We start from the raw sequence: 18299 nt of genomic DNA, 5'->3' as shown, positions 1-18299 counted from the left end.
CGGAGTCGCTATGGGTGATCGGCACGATTATGTCGCCCTGGAGTGGGTGAAGGGCGAAATTGCCGAAACGCTGAAACAGGCGCGGCAGGCCTTGGAAGCGTTCGTCGAAAACCCACAGGACTCGACACGGATGCGCTTCTGCCTGACCTATGTGCATCAGGTGCACGGCACCTTGCAAATGGTCGAGTTCTACGGTGCTGCGCTGCTTGCCGAAGAGATGGAGCAGCTTGCAAGTGCCTTGCTGGATGAGCGTGTCGCCAGCCAGACCGAAGCGCTAGAAGTGCTGATGCAGGCCATTCTGCAGATGCCGGTGTACCTCGACCGTATTCAGAGCGCCCGTCGTGACTTGCCGATGGTCGTGCTTCCGTTGCTCAACGACCTGCGTGCCGCACGCGGCGAGAAGTTGTTGTCGGAGACCAGTCTGTTCTCGCCGAATATGACTGTCCGAGCACCGGCGCTCGCAGATGAGTTTCTGGCCCAGCGGCAAACCGCTGATCTACCAGGACTGCTTCGTAAGCTGCGGCAGATGCTGCAAGTTGCATTGGTCGGCGTTATCCGTAACCAAGACCTGCCTACCAATCTGGGATATATGGCGCGGGTGTTCGCGCGCCTGGAAATGCTCTGCAAGGATGCACCGCTAGGCGCGTTGTGGCGGGTCGCATCGGGTGTGGTCGAGGGGATGGCCAGTGGCGCGGTCGCCAACGGCACCACGGTCCGGAACCTGCTGCGCCAAGTCGACAAGGAACTCAAGCGGCTTGTCGCGCAAGGCGCCGATGGTATCAACCAGGCTGCACCTGACGAGCTGACCAAAAATCTACTTTTCTATATAGCCAAGGCGCCAACCCAGTCCCCGCGCATCCATGCCTTGAAAGCCGAGTACAGCCTGGACGATGCACTGCCCGACAGCACCGTCGTCGATGAAGAGCGTGCACAGCTGTCAGGGCCGGATCGCGGCGCCATGCGTTCGGTTGTAGCGGCGCTGTGCGAAGAACTGGTGCGGGTAAAAGACAGCCTGGATCTGTTCGTGCGCAGCGATCGCATGGGCGTGACCGAGCTTGGCGCGCTGCAGTCGCCGCTCAAGCAGATTGCGGACACGCTTGCGGTGTTGGGGTTCGGTCAGCCACGCCGGATCATTCTCGATCAGATCGGGGTGATCGAAAGCTTGATGCAAGGGCAGCGGCAGCCTGACGATGCGGCGCTGATGGATGTCGCGGGGGCGCTGCTGTACGTCGAGGCGACACTGTCTGGCATGGTCGGTGGCACGCCCGAGGAACGGCGAGAAGAGAGTCATCTGCCGACAACGGATGTCGCGCAGATCCACCAACTGGTCATCCGCGAAGCGCGCACGGGCCTCGAGCAGGCCAAGGATGCGATCATCGAGTTCATCGCGTCTCAGTGGAATCATCAGCACCTGGCTCGCGTGCCGGAGCTGCTGACCCAGTCACGAGGCGGGCTTGCAATGGTCCCGCTTGCACGGGCCGCTGCTTTGCTTGATGCCTGCAATAGTTATATTCAGGAGCAATTGCTCGAGCCACAGGCGATCCCCGATTGGCAGAGTCTGGATACGCTTGCCGATGCCATAACCAGCGTTGAATATTACCTTGAGCGCCTTAGCGAGGATCGCGGCTCGCAAGGTGATCTCATTCTCGACGTGGCCGAAGAGAGCCTGCAGACGCTGGGCTATCCGCTGCGAGAGCAATCAATACCGGATGCCGGCGACGAATCCTGTCGTGAAGCGGACCTCGATTTGTCCGATCCTCTGGATGATATCGAAATACTGATGCCCGAACCTGCGGTGGATGTGCTGGCAGATGAACCGTCGGGTCAGGGCGATGCCCTGATACAGGCATCGACTGATGGGCAATTGTCAGACGTTACCTGGCCGGCCGTCGATTGGAGTGGCGAAGAAGGAGCAGCCTCTGCCGAGGCTCTAGCCGAGCCTGAATTCGCCGACCTGACGGGCGAGCCCTACGAGCTGGAGTCCGCGTCGGAAAACATTGCCGATAACATTCCGGTCGACGAGCAGACCGAAGACTCGCTCGGCTATGGGGTGGAGTGGAGCGAAGCCGAAATGGCAGAGCTCGACATCCCAGAGGTGATCCTGCCTGAGCTGATGGAGCAGCCGACGACTGTCGAACCGGCGCTGAGCATGGAAGACGTCATGGCTGCGCCGGTCGTCTCGATCAATCCTCCGGCACAGAACGTTCCGCCAAGCTTGCTGCCACCGCCTGAGGGTGAAGAGCCGGTCGATGAAGACCTGCTCGAAGTCTTCATCGAGGAGGCGGCCGAAGTGCTCGAAACCATCGGCGAGTGCCTGCCACGCTGGTGCGCCGATACCGCCGACAAGGACGCGCTCGGTGAAGTGCGGCGAGCCTTCCATACTCTCAAAGGCAGTGGACGCATGGTGCGTGCACTGATCATCGGCGAGCTCGCCTGGTCGGTGGAAAATCTGCTCAATCGCGTTCTCGACCGAAGCATCGACGCCAGTGAGCCCGTGAAGAAACTTGTGGCCGACGTGGTCGCGCTGATGCCGGCGCTGGTCGAAGAATTTGCAGCGAAGGCACAGCGTCAGCGTGACGATGTCGATCGGTTAGCGGCCGACGCCCACGCGCTCGCTAAGGGGCAGCCGATCGACCCTGGTCCGCAGGGTGGCGTAGCGCTCGATGAGTCACCGGCTCCGGAATCTGCAGCTAAAGAAATGCTCGATCCGCAGTTGCTGGAGATCTTTCGTAACGAGGCTGAAGCCCATCTCGGTACGCTGGTCGACTTCCTCGCCGACTGTGCGCAACGCCTGCCTCAGCCGGTCACCGACGCCTTGCAGCGAGCGTTGCATACCCTCAAGGGTAGCGCGCACATGGCTGGGATCCTGCCGGTGGCGGAGATCGCCACTCCACTGGAAAAAATGGTCAAGGAATTCAAGGCCAACCTGATTCCAATGGATCTGGCCGAGGCGGAATTGCTGCACGCTGCGGAGCAGCTGTTGCGTCATGGACTGGAGAACCTCGAGCGCGACCCGCTGGCGCCCATCGATGGGGCCAGTGAATTCATCATCCGGGTCCATGCGCAGCATCAGGCTCGGCTGGACGCTGCCAGCGAGCGTGGTGACACCGATCAGGGCGAGCCGCGGGATCCGGGCATGATCTCGCTCTTTCTCTCGGAAGGCATGAACATCCTGCTGGATGCCGAAGACCTGTTGCATCGCTGGCGCGAGCATCCTGCCGAGCGCCAAGAGTTGACTGCGCTGCTCGAAGAGCTGACGACGCTCGGCCGTGGTGCGCAAATGGCCGACTTGCCGCAGATCGATGCGTTATGCCAGGTGCTGCTGAATCTGTATGCCGTTGTGCAAGATGGTCGTCTCGCGATCAGCGGGCGCTTCTTCGATGACGTCGAGCAGGCCCACGAGGCGCTGGTTGGCATGATGGATCAGGTTGCCGCCGGTCTCCAGGTTACCGGTCAGCCTGAACTGGTCGCCCGTCTCGAAGAATTGCTCGCCGAGGCGATCGACCCACAAACATACGAAATCCCTGCTGAGGACCTGCAGACGGAAGCCGCTGTTTCGGCCTCCGCTATCGAGGACGCTGCCGAGGATATTTCCGAAGCCGAAGCCGAAGCCTGGCCTCTCGACACATCCTTGGTTCAGGACGACCTGAACGAGGAAATGGTCGACATCTTCCTCGATGAGGCGGTCGACCTGCTCGAAAGTGCCGGTGGTGCGCTGGAGCGCTGGCTGGGTACCCCCACTAACCAATTGGCACTATCTGCTCTATTGCGAGATCTGCACACCCTCAAGGGTGGCGCGCGGATGGCCGAAATCCGACCGATCGGCGACTTGGCCCATGAGCTTGAAACCCTTTATGAAGGGCTTTCGGATGGTCGCTACGTGTATGAGGACGGCCTTGCCGCGCTGCTGCAGCGCAGTCACGATCATCTGGCAGTGCAATTGGAACAACTGCAAGCACGCAAGCCGATGGACACCGCTGCGGAGCTAATCGAGAGTATTCGAGCCTATCGGCAAGGCGTTACGCCGACGTTCGAAAATGGTGCTTTCACGCGCGAGGAATCGGTAGTCGCGGGTGATGATGCGCAGCTGTCGGAACTCCCCGAGAACGACTTCCGGCTTGCGGCCGGTGAGCTGGCGGATCCAACCGATGCGACGGCCGGCATCGATATCGGTCAGGTTGAAACCGAAGTCCCATCGAACGAAGCCTTCGCTCTCGAACCCGAAATTGCAAGCGAGGACGCGTTGCAACACGCGGCCAATGAGCTGGACCCCGAGCAGTTCGAGACTGTCGAGGAGAAGGTGCCGACAGAGATGGCGGAGCCCGCCAAGACAGCAGCAGAGGGTTGGGAAGAGCGTGACCCTGAGCTGGCGGAGATCTTCCTGGAGGAAGGCTTCGACATCATCGAACGCGCCGGAGCATCGCTACAGCGCTGGATGGAGGACGTCGACAATACGTACGAGGTCGAAGCGCTACAACGAGATTTGCACACCCTCAAAGGTGGTGCGCGAATGGCGGACATCCGTGAGATCGGTGATCTGGCGCATGAGCTGGAGTATTTATACGAGGGGCTGTGCGCCGGTAGTTACCGGGCAAGTCCGTCCCTGTTCACTTTGCTGCAGAGCTGCCACGACCGGTTGGCGGCGATGCTCGATGCGGTGCGCGCCTATCGCGAACTGCCGAGCGGGTTGGATCTGATCGAAACGATCCGGCGCTTCCGGGCGAACCCGGAAGAGCAATTGAGCATGCCCAGCAGTGTCGCCTTGACCTCGGCTCAGGACGCCGCCGAAGCCGAGATTCTGGATATCTTCGTCGAAGAAGCCGATGAGCTGCTGGAAGAGATGGAGTCCGCGCTGGGACGCTGGGAAGCCACGCGTGATGGCGTAGCGCCCTTGGCCGACATGATGCGCGTTCTACACACTCTGAAGGGGGGCGCGCGGCTGGCGGCTCAAGGTCGCCTGGGTGATATGGCGCACGACCTAGAGCACAGGCTAGGTGAGGCTCAGCTGCAGGGCGAGTCCTGGACGGACAGCTTGTTTCTTGATGTACAGGCCGGCTATGACGGCTTGCTCAAGGAAGTCGAATCGATGCGTTCGCGGTTGTCGAGCGAGCCTGAAGTCGTTTTCACTGAGCAAATGCCGGAAGGCGTTGAAGATCAGCCGCAGTCCCCGGTTATCGTGCTCGAAACACCGATCGTCGCCGCCAGCGTGCAGGCGCCGACAACCAATACACCAGCCAAGGTACTGCCGTTCGTCCGCAAGGCCGAACAGGCGGCGCTGGATGCCGCATCACGTCGTGCGCCGCAGGAACTGGTCAAAGTACCGGCCGAGCTTCTCGAAGGGCTGGTCAACCTGGCCGGCGAAACATCGATTTTCCGCGGTCGGGTCGAGCAGCAAGTCAGTGACGTCGGTTTCACGCTGAGCGAAATGGAAGCCACCATCGAGCGAGTTCGCGACCAGCTGCGGCGGTTGGATACCGAAACCCAGGCACAGATTCTCAGCCGCTATCAGGCCGAGGCAGAGCGCGCGGGCTACGACGATTTCGATCCGCTGGAAATGGACCGTCACTCGCAGCTCCAGCAGCTTTCCCGCGCCTTGTTCGAGTCGGCTTCCGACTTGCTGGACCTGAAAGAAACCCTCGCCGCGCGTAATCGCGACGCCGAAACCTTGCTGCTGCAGCAGGCACGGGTCAACACGGAACTCCAGGAAGGACTCATGCGCACGCGCATGGTGCCCTTCGACCGGCTGGTACCGCGCTTGCGGCGGATCGTCCGGCAGGTTGCCGGTGAGCTGGGCAAGCAGGTCGAGTTCCACGTCGGTAACGCAACGGGCGAGATGGACCGCAGCGTTCTCGAGCGGATCGTCGCGCCGCTGGAGCACATGCTGCGTAACGCCGTGGATCACGGTATCGAAACCGCGGCTAAGCGTGTGGCCGCAGGCAAGCCCGAACAGGGCAACATCCGCCTGGATCTGACGCGCGAAGGCGGCGACATCGTTCTTGCGCTGAGCGACGATGGCGCGGGTATTAATTTAGAAGCCGTGCGACGCAAGGCGTTGGAGCGGGGGCTGATGGTGCCCGGTAATGATCTGTCGGACCATGAGATCCTGCAGTTCATCCTCGAGGCAGGGTTCTCCACTGCCGAACAGGTAACGCAGATATCCGGCCGCGGTGTTGGCATGGACGTGGTGCACTCGGAAGTCAAACAGCTCGGCGGCTCCATGAGCATCGAGTCGACGCTCGGCAGTGGCACGCGCTTTCTGATCCGCCTGCCATTTACCGTATCGGTCAACCGGGCGCTGATGGTGTATTCCGGCGAAGACCTTTATGCGATTCCGCTGAATACGATCGAAGGCATCGTGCGGGTGTCGCCATACGAGCTGGAAGCCTACTACCAGCCGGGCGCCTCGCGCTTCGAGTATGCAGGTCAGACATACGAGCTGCGCTATCTCGGCGAGCTGCTGAATAACGGACAGCGACCCAAGCTGGTTGGCCAGAGCCTGCCTCTCCCGGTGATCCTGGTGCGCTCGAACGAGCACAGCGTGGCGGTGCAGGTCGATAGCCTCGCCGGCTCCCGCGAGATCGTGGTGAAGAGTCTTGGCCCGCAATTCGCCACGGTTCCGGGTATCTCCGGCGCGACCATTCTGGGTGATGGTCGCGTGGTGGTGATTCTCGACCTGCTCGCGACCATCCGTGTGTTGCATGCGCATCTGCTCACGCAGCAACAACCGCTTCGGTTGCTGGGCAATGAAGAGCCGGTCGAGCCCGAAGTTGATCGGCCTACCCTGGTCATGGTCGTCGACGACTCGGTTACCGTGCGTAAGGTCACCAGCCGCTTGCTCGAGCGCAACGGCATGAACGTCATGACTGCCAAGGATGGTGTCGATGCGATCACCCAGCTGCAGGAACGCAAGCCGGACATCATGCTCCTGGACATCGAAATGCCACGGATGGACGGTTTCGAAGTAGCGACCCTGGTTCGCCACGATGAGCAGCTGAAGGATCTGCCGATCATCATGATTACCTCGCGAACCGGTGAAAAGCACAGGGATCGAGCAATGGGCATCGGTGTAAACGAGTATCTGGGCAAGCCGTATCAGGAATCCCTGCTACTCGAGGCCATCCAGCAACTGGTTACGCGTCATGAGTGACGTTACCGCGGCACGCATCGGCGTGATCGCCGATACCTCGTTGCAGCGCCATGTGCTGCAGCAAGCCTTGAGTGCGAACGGTTACCACGTGGTGCTGAACAGCGATCCGGCACGGCTGGAAGATGCAGACCTGGCGGCGGTGGAAGCTGATTTGTGGCTGGTCGATCTGGCGCAAACGGAAGATTCGCCTCTGGTCAACGCCCTGCTGGAGCGGGACAGTTGTCCAGTACTGTTCGGCGAAGGCCATGCGCCAGAGCGTCATTCCGAGCACTATCCCCGTTGGGAGCGGCGCTTGTTCGGCAAGCTGAAGCGGCTTGTCGGTGATCCGTCGAGGGTCGTCGGCCCTCGTCTTGAAGGGCTGCGCGGGGATGCGGAGCGCCCAGCGTGCCTGGAATTACCCGCGGCTTTGGCAAATGCCGTTTCGGTAGTGGGCCAGCCGGCCCATGAGGTCTGGTTGTTGGCGGCTTCGTTAGGTGGGCCTGAGGCGGTAAAGGCCTTTCTCGATGCGCTACCGGCAGGCTTGCCCGTTGGTTTCGTCTACGCCCAGCACATCGAAGCCAGTTTCGAATCGGCACTGTCGCAAGTAGTCGGACGGCACAGCCAATGGAGCGTCAACCAGAGCCGGCAGCGCGACTCGATTCGCTGCGGCGAAGTCGTGGTAGCACCCATCGGTCAGGAAATGGGTTTCGACAGGGATGGCGCCATGCTGCTCAGTGGCCGTAGTTGGCCTGAGCCCTACAGTCCCTCGATCGATCAGATGATGCTCAATCTGGCGCAGCAGTTCAGCAGCCGTTGTGGCGTCATCGCTTTTAGCGGCATGGGCAGCGATGGCAACGCCGCAGCGGCCTATGTGCTACGTCAGGGTGGTCGTGTATGGACCCAGCGTGCCGATTCCTGCGTTTGCTCCAGCATGCCGGACAGCCTTCGCGAAGGCGGCTACAGCTCATTCAGCGGCGACCCGCGCGAACTGGCCCAAGCGCTGATCGATCATTTTTTGCAGCAGGCTCGCCGGCCCGTTGCGGCTTTGTAAATGGATAATTTATGAGTCAATCCGCTATCGCTCAGGATACGCCCGCCAGCATCACCGGTCTTTTGGTGCCACTGGCCGACCGGACGCTACTGTTACCCAACGTCGCCGTTGCCGAGCTGATCCCCTATCGCGCACCGCAGCCAGCCCAGGACGCCCCGGCCTGGTTTCTTGGACAGGTGTCGTGGCGAGATTTGACTCTGCCGCTACTATCGTTCGAGGCGGCGTCCGATGGTCAACCGGAAACGGGAGTGCGGGCTCGGGTGGCGATACTCAACGCAGTGGGCGGACGCGATCATGTGAAATTCATTGCGTTGCTGGTGCAGGGCATACCTCGCTCGGTCAAGGTTGACCCGAGCCTGGCGCGTTCGGACATCGTGCCGGCTCCGCTGGAGCTGGACGTGGTGAACCTCGGCGACGTACAGGCGAGAATTCCGGATCTAGTCGCGCTGGAGCAGAAGCTGGCCGACTCAGGGTTGGTCTGACGCGTTAGAAGAGGCAGTGGCAAGCTTCAAGCCGTGAGCTTCAAGTAGAGCGGGTGCTGAACAGCTTGCAGCTGCAGCTTAAAAGTCCCCCCACAACTGCTGCGCTACACTCAGGGCGACGACCGGTGCTGTTTCGGTGCGCAGCACGCGAGGGCCGAGACGGGCAGGATGGAACCCGGCGGCGCGCGCCTGCTCTACTTCCGTATCGCTCAGTCCTCCCTCAGGGCCGATCAGAAATGCCAGAGAGCCTGGCTGTTCATGGCTTGCCAGTGGTTCGGCGACAGGATGCAGGACCAGCTTTAGCTCGGCCTCCACGGCGAGCCATTGTGCAAGTGGCGCGGGTGGATGGATTACCGGAATGACCGAGCGTCCACACTGCTCGCAAGCGCTGATGGCAATCTGGCGCCAGTGAGCCAGACGCTTGTCGGCCCGCTCATCCTTCAGCCGCACTTCACAGCGTTCGCTGACAACAGGGGTGATTTCCGCGACGCCCAGTTCGACGGCCTTTTGAATCGACCAGTCCATCCGCTCGCCACGCGACAGGCCTTGGCCAAGATGGATCCGCAAGAGCGATTCGGGAAGGCCGGCACGCTGTTCATGCAGCTCCACACGCACCTGCTTTTTGCCCACTTCGACCAGTTCGCCCTGGTATTCCTGACCGCTGCCGTCGAACAGCTGCACGGCAGCGCCGGGCGCGAGGCGCAGCACCCGCCCAATGTAATGGGCCTGGGCCTCGGGCAGTTCGTGCTGGCCGAGGGAGAGCGGGGCGTCGATAAAGAAGCGGGATAGGCGCATAAGAGCAGCTGCAAGCGGCAAGTTGGAAGTGCCAAGTTTAAAGCATCGGTGGCCTGGCCCGCAGTGCTTGTCTGAAACTTGCCGCTTGACGCTGCTATCAGCCCGGATCGTGAAAGTTTGCAGGAGCGCCGGGCGCCACGGCCACACTGACCGAGGCCCGAGAGGCTATGTCTATGCCCTCGGTGGCGACTTCGGCGAGGAAGTCGATCTGCTCTTCAGTGATCGTGTAGGGCGGTAGGAAGTACACGACGCTACCGAGTGGGCGCAGCAGGGCGCCGCGCTGCAGGGCGTGCTGGTAAACCTTGAGACCGCGCCGCTCCTGCCACGGATAGGGCGTCTTGCTGGCTTTGTCGGCGACCATCTCGATAGCGACGGCCATGCCGGTCTGTCTGACTTCAGCAACCTGCGGATGATCAGCCAGGTGCGCGGTGGCCGTTGTCATCCGCGCCGCCAGTGTTTTGTTCGCTTCTATCACCCGGTCCTGCTCGAAAATATCCAGTGTCGCCAGCGCCGCGGCGCAAGCCAGTGGATTGCCGGTGTACGTATGCGAATGGAGGAAGGCGCGCAGCGTCGAGTAATCGTCGTAGAACGCCTGATACAGCTTGTCGGTGGTCAGCACGGCGGCCATCGGCAGGTAGCCGCCGGTAAGCGCCTTGGACAGGCATAAGAAGTCAGGCGTGATGCCGGCCTGTTCGCAGGCGAACATGGTTCCGGTGCGTCCGAAGCCGACGGCGATCTCATCGTGGATCAGGTGCACATCGTAGCGATCGCAGGCTTCGCGCAGCAGCTGCAGATAGACCGGATGGTACATGCGCATGCCGCCTGCGCCCTGGATCAGCGGCTCGACAATCACCGCCGCGATTTCACGGTGATGATCGGCCAGGGTCTGCCCCATGTGCGCGAACATGTTGCGCGAATGTTCTTCCCAGCTCATGCCGTCGGGGCGCAGGTAGCAGTCGGGGCTCGGCACCTTGAAGGTGTCCAGCAGCAGCGGCTTGTAAGTGTCGGTGAACAGCGCGACGTCGCCCACGGACATCGCCGCGACGGTTTCGCCGTGGTAACTGTTGGTCAGGGTGACGAAACGCTGCTTGTTCGGCTGGCCACTGTTGCGCCAATAATGGAAGCTCATCTTGAGCGCAACCTCGATACCGGTCGAGCCGTTGTCCGTGTAGAACACTCGATCGAGACCAGGCGGCGTAATCTGTACCAGGCGCTCGGACAGTTCGACCACCGGTTGATGGCTGAACCCGGCGAGCATCACGTGCTCCAACTGGTCGAGTTGATCCTTGATCCGCTGATTGATGCGCTGGTTGGCGTGGCCGAACACGTTGACCCACCAGGAGCTGACCGCGTCGAGGTAGCGCTTGCCGTCGAAATCTTCCAGCCAGACGCCATCGCCGCGCCGGATCGGAATCACGGGTAGCTGTTCGTGATCCTTCATCTGGGTGCAGGGGTGCCAGAGGACGGCAAGGTCGCGCTGCATCCAGCTGTCGTTCAGGCTCATCATCGTTCCTCGTACAGGTGAGACGGCGCAGCCTAGCAGAACTAATACCGGCTTTAGGGGAAGGCGGACGGAAACATCAACCCGTTCGATATTTTGCAACGAAAAAATACGCTCTAATTCGATCGGTTACTCGTTAGGCTTGTCTCACCCCAATTCCGGAGACCCGTCGATGCAATGGCGAAACTCATCCACCAACTATGGCCTCGTTAGCATCCTGCTGCATTGGCTGGTTGCGATTGCGATGGTTGGATTGTTCGCGTTGGGTTACTGGATGGTCGGGCTGACCTATTACAGCAGCTGGTACCGCACGGCTCCGGATATTCACAAAAGTGTCGGACTATTGCTGCTTGCTCTGATGGTGGTTCGGGTCATCTGGCGATTCGTCAGCGACGGCCCCGCTCCGTTGCAGAGCCATGGCCGTATGACGCGTCTTGCAACGAAGGTGGGACATGGCGTCCTCTATATCGGTTTGTTCGTCCTGATGATCTCCGGTTACCTGATTTCCACTGCCGATGGGCGACCAATAGGGGTGTTCGGTTGGTTCGAAGTGCCGGCGCTGTTCACTTCGATTCCGAAACAGGAGGATATCGCCGGCCTGGTTCATGAATATCTGGCCTGGGGCCTGCTGATCTTTGCCGGTCTGCACGCCCTGGCTGCACTCAAGCACCACTTCATCGATCGCGATCCGACTCTGAAAAGGATGTTCGGCCGCGCCGATGACTAATCACTCAATGGAGGATTCCTATGCTCAAGAAAACCTTTGCTGCACTTGCTCTGGGTTCGATGCTTTTCGCTGGTCAGGCGATGGCCGCCGACTATGTGATCGATAAGAAGGGCCAGCATGCCTTCGTCAATTTCAAAATCAGCCACCTTGGCTACAGCTGGCTGTGGGGCACCTTCAAGGATTTCGAGGGCAGCTTCAGCTTCGATGCCGCCCAGCCGGAAGCCAGCAAGGTCGAGGTGACTTTGCAGACCGCCAGTGTCGACTCGAACCATGCCGAGCGCGACAAGCACCTGCGCAGCGAAGACTTTCTCAGTGTTTCCGAGCACCCGACCGCGACCTTCGAGTCCACTGCGGTGAAGTCGACCGGCGAAGGTACTGCTGATATCACGGGCGACCTGACCCTTAATGGTGTGACCAAGCCGGTCGTGATCGCGGCCAAGTTCATTGGTGAAGGCAAGGATCCATGGGGCGGCTATCGCGCCGGTTTCGAAGGTACCACGACCTTGAAACTGAAAGATTTCGACATCAAGATGGACCTGGGTCCGGCATCGCAGACCGTGGATCTGATCATCTCGGTCGAAGGTGTTCGTCAGTAATAGAACACGTGTAAAAACACGCCGGCGCAAGCCGGCGTTTTGCTTTTAGGCCAGTGGGCGGGGCGGCTAGAGACAGGTTGCAGGTGGCTTGTACGGGCTACTGTAGCCGGAGCTAAAGCACTATCGGCTATTTACAAACACTCGTGCATGTAAGTATATTCGCCGCATTCTGCCATCATTATCTGGCCCAGGGGCGCCCGCTTCCCTGGTTTGCCTGTTCAACGAGGTTCCCAATGCCCATCAAGTCGGCCAGCGCTGCACTGATCTCTCTTTTTGCCGTGGCAACACTGCTCGTAGGCTGCCAGGACGAACAGGCAGCGGCACCTGCCGCGCAGGAGACGCCCCAAGTCGGAGTGGTGACGCTCGAGGCCGAGTCTTTTGCATTGACTACCGAACTTCCCGGCCGTGCTCAACCCTATCGCATTGCTGAAGTTCGACCTCAGGTAGATGGGATCATTCAGAAGCGCCTGTTCACCGAGGGCCGTGACGTCAAGGCCGGGCAGCAGCTTTACCAAATCGATGATTCGGTTTATCAGGCTGTATTCAAGAGTGCCCAGGCCAGCCTGGCCTCTGCCAAGTCGCTATCCGATCGCTATGCGTTGTTAGTCGAAGAGCAGGCGGTGAGCAAGCAGGCTTACGACGAGGCGCGGGCGACCAGCCTGCAAGCCGAAGCCAATCTGGAGCAGGCGCGCATCAATCTCCGCTATACAAAGGTGCTGGCGCCGATTTCGGGACGCATAGGCCGCTCGGCTGTTACCGAGGGTGCGCTGGTGAATAATGGCCAGGCCCAGGAGATGGCGATCATCCAGCAACTGGATCCAATTTATGTCGATGTGACCCAGCCAGCGCGAGAGCTGCTCAATCTGCGCCGCGATCTGGCGGAAGGCCGCCTGGAAAAAGCTGGTGAGAACGCTGCCAAGGTGACGCTAACGCTGGAAGACGGCACCGAGTACAGCCACGAAGGCAAGCTCGAGTTCTCTGAAGTATCCGTGGATGCCGGCACCGGTTCCGTAGTGCTTCGCGCCGTTTTCCCAAACCCCGACAAAGTGTTGCTGCCCGGCATGTTCGTCCATGCGCAACTGGTCGCCGGCGTGAAAAGCGAAGCCATCCTAGCGCCGCAACAGGGCATTACCCGTACGCCTAATGGCAATGCGACGGCACTGGTCGTCAACGCGGACAACAAGGTCGAGCTCCGCCAGGTCTTGGCTTCTCGTACCGTTGGTAATCGCTGGCTGATCAATGAAGGGTTGAATGCCGGAGATCGCCTGATTACCGAGGGGCTGCAGTTCATTCAGCCTGGTATTGAAGTCAAGGCCGTGCCGGCTTCAAACGTTGCGTCTGCCCAGCCACAAGCCCAGTAAGGCTGAGCCAAGGATTACCACCTAATGTCCAGATTCTTTATCGATCGTCCCATCTTCGCCTGGGTAATTGCCCTCGTGATCATGCTCGCCGGGGGACTGGCGATCCTGGGTCTTCCGGTCAACCAGTACCCCAGTATTGCTCCACCTGCGGTCGGCATTTCCGTGAGCTATCCCGGCGCCTCGGCACAGACGGTCCAGGACACCGTTGTGCAGGTCATCGAGCAGCAGATGAATGGTATCGACGGTCTGCGTTACATCTCCTCGGAGAGTAACTCCGACGGCAGCATGACGATTACCATTACCTTCAACCAGGGCACCGATCCGGACATCGCCCAGGTTCAGGTGCAAAACAAACTGCAGCTCGCCACGCCCCTGCTGCCGCAGGAAGTGCAGCAACAGGGCATCCGCGTAACCAAGGCCGTTCGAAACTTCCTGATGGTGGTTGGCGTCGTCTCGGCGGACGGCAGCATGAACCAGAGCGACTTGGCCGACTATATCGTCTCCAACATTCAGGACCCCCTGTCGCGTACCAATGGGGTAGGCGATTTCCAGGTGTTCGGCTCGCAGTACGCGATGCGCATCTGGCTGGAGCCGGCCAAGCTGAACAACTTTCAGCTCACGCCGACTGATGTGGCCAATGCAATCCGCACCCAGAACGTGCAGGTCTCCGCTGGTCAGTTCGGTGGGCTGCCAGCGGTTCCAGGGCAGCAGCTGAGTGCCACGATTATCGGCAAGACGCGGCTGCAGACGCCCGAGCAGTTCCGCGAAATTCTATTGAAGGTCAACGGCGACGGCTCCCAGGTGCGTCTGAAGGATGTCGCCAGGGTTGAACTGGGCGCCGAGCGTTCTGCAATCACCGCGCTCTACAACGGCATGCCTGCTGCCGGCATTGGCATCAAACTGGCGACCGGGGCCAACGCACTGGATACCGCCAGAGCGGTGCGCCAGACCATCAGTGACTTGCAGCCGTTCTTCCCGGCGGGGATGGAGATCGTCTATCCGTACGACACGTCCCCAGTGGTCTCGACATCCATTACTAACGTGGTGCATACCCTGTTCGAGGCCATCGTACTGGTGTTTCTGGTGATGTACCTCTTTCTGCAGAATTTCCGCGCGACGCTGATTCCGACGCTGGCGGTGCCGGTAGTGTTGCTGGGTACTTTCGGCTTGTTGGCGGTGTTCGGCTTCAGTGTCAATACCCTGACCATGTTCGCAATGGTCCTGGCGATCGGCCTGTTGGTGGACGATGCCATCGTCGTGGTGGAGAACGTTGAACGTGTAATGGCCGAAGAGGGGCTCTCGCCGCTGGAGGCGACACGTAAATCCATGGGGCAGATCCAAGGCGCGCTGATCGGCATCGGCCTGGTTCTATCCGCCGTGTTCCTGCCGATGGCCTTTTTCGGCGGCTCTACTGGCGTCATCTACCGACAGTTCTCGATTACCATCGCCTCGGCGATGACCTTATCCGTGCTGGTAGCGCTGATATTTACCCCGGCGCTTTGCGCGACCATGCTTAAGCCGATCGAGAAAGGCCACCACCACGAGAAACGCGGTTTCTTCGGCTGGTTCAACCGCACCTTCGATCGTGGCGTGAACCGCTACGAGAAGGGTGTCGTTGCTGTGCTGAAGCGCAAGATTCCCTTCATCATCATTTATCTCGTTGTCGTTGCGGGGTTGGCGGTGCTGTTCAGTCGTCTGCCCAGCTCGTTTTTACCGGATGAGGATCAAGGCGTATTGTTTGCGCAGGTTCAGACGCCCGTGGGCTCGACTGCCGAGCGTACCCAAAAGACCGTGGATGCGATGCGTGAGTATCTACTCAAAGAAGAAAGCGACGTGGTCAATTCGGTGTTTACCGTTACTGGCTTCAACTTCGCCGGTCGTGGCCAGAATTCAGCGCTGGCGTTCATCGGTCTGAAACCCTGGGACGAGCGTCCGGATGCAGAAGATAGTGTCTTCGCTCTGGCGCAGCGCGCCCAGGAGCATTTCGCCATATACCGCGATGCGCAGGTGTTCGCATTTGCGCCACCTGCGGTCATGGAGCTGGGCAACGCAACCGGCTTCAACTTCTATCTACAAGATCGTGCCGGCCTCGGCCATGAAGCCCTGATGGGCGCGCGCAACCAGTTCTTGGGCCTGGCTGCGCAGAGCTCAGTGCTGCAAGGGGTGCGCCCGAACGGCCTGAACGACGAACCTCAATATCAGCTGCTGATCGATGACGAGAAGGCACGGACGTTGGGCGTCTCGCTAGACCAGATTAACAGTGCGCTGTCGATTGGCTGGGGGTCGAGCTACGTCAACGACTTCATCGATCGGGGGCGAGTAAAGAAGGTTTACATGCAGGGCGCGGCGCCTTCGCGCATGGGGCCGGAAGATTTCGACAAGTGGTTCGTGCGCAACGATCAAGGCGAAATGGTTCCGTTCAGCGCGTTCGGCAGTGGCAAATGGGTTTATGGCTCGCCCAAGCTGTCGCGCTACAACGGCGTTTCGGCGATGGAAATCCTCGGTGAAGCGGCTCCGGGTTACAGTACGGGTGATGCGATGGCCGAGGTCGAGCGACTCGCGCAGCAGCTACCGTCAGGCGTAGGTGTGTCCTGGACGGGACTGTCCTATGAGGAACGTCTGTCCGGCGATCAGGCGCCGGCGCTCTATGCGTTGTCCTTGCTGGTGGTATTCCTCTGTCTGGCGGCGCTCTATGAAAGCTGGTCGATTCCATTCGCGGTAATGCTGGTGGTGCCGCTGGGTGTCATCGGTGCACTGCTTGCTACCCTGGGCCGCGGCTTGTCCAATGACGTGTTCTTCCAGGTAGGTCTGCTGACGACCATCGGTCTGACCGCGAAGAACGCGATTCTGATCGTCGAGTTCGCCAAAGATCTGCACGAACAAGGCATGAGCCGCTTCGATGCGGCGGTCCAGGCGTGCCGCATGCGCTTGCGTCCGATCGTCATGACCTCGCTGGCCTTCACCCTCGGCGTGGTACCGCTGGCGATGGCGAGCGGTGCAGGCGCTGGCAGCTCGCACGCTATCGGTACGGGCGTCATCGGTGGCATGGTGACGGCGACGTTGCTGGTCATTTTCTGGGTGCCGCTGTTCTATGTTCTGGTGTCTTCACTGGGTGAGCGTAAAAAAAACGCCACTGAAGAACCGAAGGGAGATGCGCAATGAACAAGTCGGTACTGACTTTGGCACTGCTGGCTGCGCTTAGCGGATGCTCGTTGATTCCCGAATACCAGCGCCCTGATGCGCCCACGGCGGCCAGCTGGCCGGAAGGCCAGGCCTATGAGGGCACATCTGCTGCGACCCAGGAGCAGATCAATCTGGGCTGGACAGCGTTTTTCCGCGATCCCGCGTTGCGCCAGCTGATCGAAGTGGCGCTGGAAAATAACCGTGATCTACGGGTTGCGGCACTTAACGTCGACGCCTATCGCGCGTTGTATCGCATCCAGCGCGCCGATCTGCTGCCGCTGGTAAGTGCCGACGGTAGCGGCAGTCGCACCCGTACACCTGGCGATCTCAACCAGACCGGGCAGAGCGGCATTAGCAGTCAATACAGCGCCACGTTCGGCGTCTCCTGGGAGCTGGATCTGTTTGGCCGTCTCGACAGCCTGCGCGAGCAGGCGCTGCAGGAATACTTCGCGACCGAAGCGGCACAGCGCAGCACGCAGATCAGCCTGATCGCCAGCGTTGCCAACGCCTGGTTGACCCTGCAGGCTGATCAGGCCCTGCTTCAGGTCAGCCGCGACACGCTGAAGACCTACGAGCAGAGCCTTGGATTGACGCAGCACAGCTTCGATGTGGGCGTCGCTTCGGCGCTCGAGCTCAGCCAGGCCCGCAGTGCCGTGGATTCGGCGCGGGTACGCATCGAACAGTACACCCGCCAGGTCGCTCAGGACCGTAACGCGTTGACCCTGCTTCTCGGTCAGAACATCCCCGCCGGCCTTCCGGCTGCCGGCGATCTGGAGCGCGAGCAACTGGCGGTGCTGCCAATCGGCCTGCCTTCCGACCTGCTCCACAAGCGTCCCGACATTATTCAGGCCGAGCGTCAGCTCAGGGCAGCAAACGCGAATATTGGCGCTGCCCGAGCGGCTTTTTTTCCGCGGATCAGCCTGACCGGCGCGGCGGGTACGGCGAGCAGCGAGCTATCCGGCTTGTTTGATGGTGGTTCCAGTTATTGGACGTTCTCGCCGAGCATCAGCGTGCCCATCTTCAATGCCGGGCAGCTGCGCGCCAATCTCGATTACGCGCAAATCAGCCGTAACATCCAGGTTGCACAGTACGAGACGGCCATCCAGACCGCATTTCGTGAGGTGTCCGACGGCTTGGCCGCCCAGGCGACCTATACCCGTCAGGTCCAGGCTCAGCGTGACTTGCTGGACACTAGTGAAGATTATTTCCGCCTGGCCGAACGACGTTACCGCACCGGCGTGGATAGCTACCTGACCTTGCTCGACGCTCAGCGCCAGCTGTTCGACGTGCAGCAGCAGTACATTGCTGATCGTCTGGCGCAGATGATCAGCGAGGTCAATCTGTTCAAGGCATTGGGTGGCGGCTGGGACATGCAAGCCGAGCCGATTCCCGGCGAAGGCTGATTGCTTCGCCGGGCGGCAGTGCTCGCCGCACATGTTCACGGTTGCACAAACAAGAACGCCGCCCTTTGGGGCGG

10 protein-coding genes are annotated in these 18299 nt (G+C 60.5%); 8 read left to right on the top strand and 2 right to left on the bottom strand.

Annotated elements, in window-relative coordinates; translation table 11 throughout:
* Positions 1-10 precede the first annotated feature (10 nt).
* The 3 genes from NA647_RS08295 to NA647_RS08285 are packed head-to-tail and all read left to right on the top strand — an operon-like array spanning position 11 to position 8659.
* Positions 11-7147 (top strand): Hpt domain-containing protein, encoded by a 7137-nt coding sequence (locus tag NA647_RS08295; protein ID WP_256057301.1) that lies wholly within the window; start codon positions 11-13, stop codon positions 7145-7147.
* On the top strand, positions 7140-8177 hold the full coding sequence (locus tag NA647_RS08290) for a chemotaxis protein CheB (RefSeq protein WP_256057251.1): 1038 nt from the start codon (positions 7140-7142) through the stop codon (positions 8175-8177). Before NA647_RS08295 ends, NA647_RS08290 begins: the two co-directional genes overlap by 8 nt.
* Before the next feature lie 11 nt (positions 8178-8188).
* The gene (locus tag NA647_RS08285; RefSeq protein WP_256057250.1) at positions 8189-8659 is read left to right on the top strand and encodes a chemotaxis protein CheW; all 471 of its coding nucleotides are present in this window, start codon (positions 8189-8191) and stop codon (positions 8657-8659) included.
* A 78-nt stretch (positions 8660-8737) separates the two neighbouring features.
* On the opposite strand, the gene NA647_RS08280 is transcribed toward NA647_RS08285, so the two are convergent.
* Positions 8738-9454: a 16S rRNA (uracil(1498)-N(3))-methyltransferase gene (locus NA647_RS08280; protein ID WP_256057249.1), complete on the bottom strand. Its 717-nt coding sequence runs from the start codon at positions 9452-9454 to the stop codon at positions 8738-8740.
* Between the two features lie 97 nt (positions 9455-9551).
* Positions 9552-10958 (bottom strand): adenosylmethionine--8-amino-7-oxononanoate transaminase, encoded by a 1407-nt coding sequence (locus tag NA647_RS08275; RefSeq protein ID WP_256057248.1) that lies wholly within the window; start codon positions 10956-10958, stop codon positions 9552-9554.
* 169 nt (positions 10959-11127) lie between these two features.
* Between NA647_RS08275 and NA647_RS08270 the strand changes: the two genes are divergently transcribed.
* The 5 genes from NA647_RS08270 (at position 11128) to adeC (ending at position 18225) form a co-directional block, all read left to right on the top strand.
* The gene (locus NA647_RS08270; protein ID WP_256057247.1) at positions 11128-11682 is read left to right on the top strand and encodes a cytochrome b; all 555 of its coding nucleotides are present in this window, start codon (positions 11128-11130) and stop codon (positions 11680-11682) included.
* A 20-nt stretch (positions 11683-11702) separates the two neighbouring features.
* On the top strand, positions 11703-12278 hold the full coding sequence (locus NA647_RS08265; RefSeq protein WP_256057246.1) for a YceI family protein: 576 nt from the start codon (positions 11703-11705) through the stop codon (positions 12276-12278).
* 233 nt (positions 12279-12511) lie between these two features.
* The gene (locus tag NA647_RS08260) at positions 12512-13639 is read left to right on the top strand and encodes an efflux RND transporter periplasmic adaptor subunit (RefSeq protein WP_256057245.1); all 1128 of its coding nucleotides are present in this window, start codon (positions 12512-12514) and stop codon (positions 13637-13639) included.
* Between the two features lie 24 nt (positions 13640-13663).
* Positions 13664-16801, top strand: coding sequence for an efflux RND transporter permease subunit (locus NA647_RS08255; RefSeq protein WP_256057244.1), 3138 nt, complete (start codon positions 13664-13666; stop codon positions 16799-16801).
* Positions 16798-18225, top strand: a complete 1428-nt coding sequence (adeC, locus tag NA647_RS08250; RefSeq protein ID WP_256057243.1) for an AdeC/AdeK/OprM family multidrug efflux complex outer membrane factor — start codon at positions 16798-16800, stop codon at positions 18223-18225. Before NA647_RS08255 ends, adeC begins: the two co-directional genes overlap by 4 nt.
* Positions 18226-18299 lie beyond the last annotated feature (74 nt).

Origin of the sequence: Stutzerimonas stutzeri, from assembly GCF_024448985.1 — a bacterium.
GTDB lineage: Bacteria > Pseudomonadota > Gammaproteobacteria > Pseudomonadales > Pseudomonadaceae > Stutzerimonas > Stutzerimonas stutzeri_AP.
Note: the sequence above shows the minus strand (reverse complement) of the source record. Positions and strands in the feature narration are given on the sequence as shown.

Bases quoted from the DNA above. Each gene is read 5' to 3' on its own strand.
- NA647_RS08265 (WP_256057246.1), top strand. From the start codon at position 11,703: ATGCTCAAGAAAACCTTTGCTGCACTTGCTCTGGGTTCGATGCTTTTC.
- NA647_RS08280 (WP_256057249.1), bottom strand. From the start codon at position 9,454: ATGCGCCTATCCCGCTTCTTTATCGACGCCCCGCTCTCCCTCGGCCAG.
- NA647_RS08295 (WP_256057301.1), top strand. From the start codon at position 11: ATGGGTGATCGGCACGATTATGTCGCCCTGGAGTGGGTGAAGGGCGAA.
- NA647_RS08270 (WP_256057247.1), top strand. From the start codon at position 11,128: ATGCAATGGCGAAACTCATCCACCAACTATGGCCTCGTTAGCATCCTG.
- NA647_RS08260 (WP_256057245.1), top strand. From the start codon at position 12,512: ATGCCCATCAAGTCGGCCAGCGCTGCACTGATCTCTCTTTTTGCCGTG.
- NA647_RS08290 (WP_256057251.1), top strand. From the start codon at position 7,140: ATGAGTGACGTTACCGCGGCACGCATCGGCGTGATCGCCGATACCTCG.
- adeC (WP_256057243.1), top strand. From the start codon at position 16,798: ATGAACAAGTCGGTACTGACTTTGGCACTGCTGGCTGCGCTTAGCGGA.
- NA647_RS08285 (WP_256057250.1), top strand. From the start codon at position 8,189: ATGAGTCAATCCGCTATCGCTCAGGATACGCCCGCCAGCATCACCGGT.
- NA647_RS08255 (WP_256057244.1), top strand. From the start codon at position 13,664: ATGTCCAGATTCTTTATCGATCGTCCCATCTTCGCCTGGGTAATTGCC.
- NA647_RS08275 (WP_256057248.1), bottom strand. From the start codon at position 10,958: ATGAGCCTGAACGACAGCTGGATGCAGCGCGACCTTGCCGTCCTCTGG.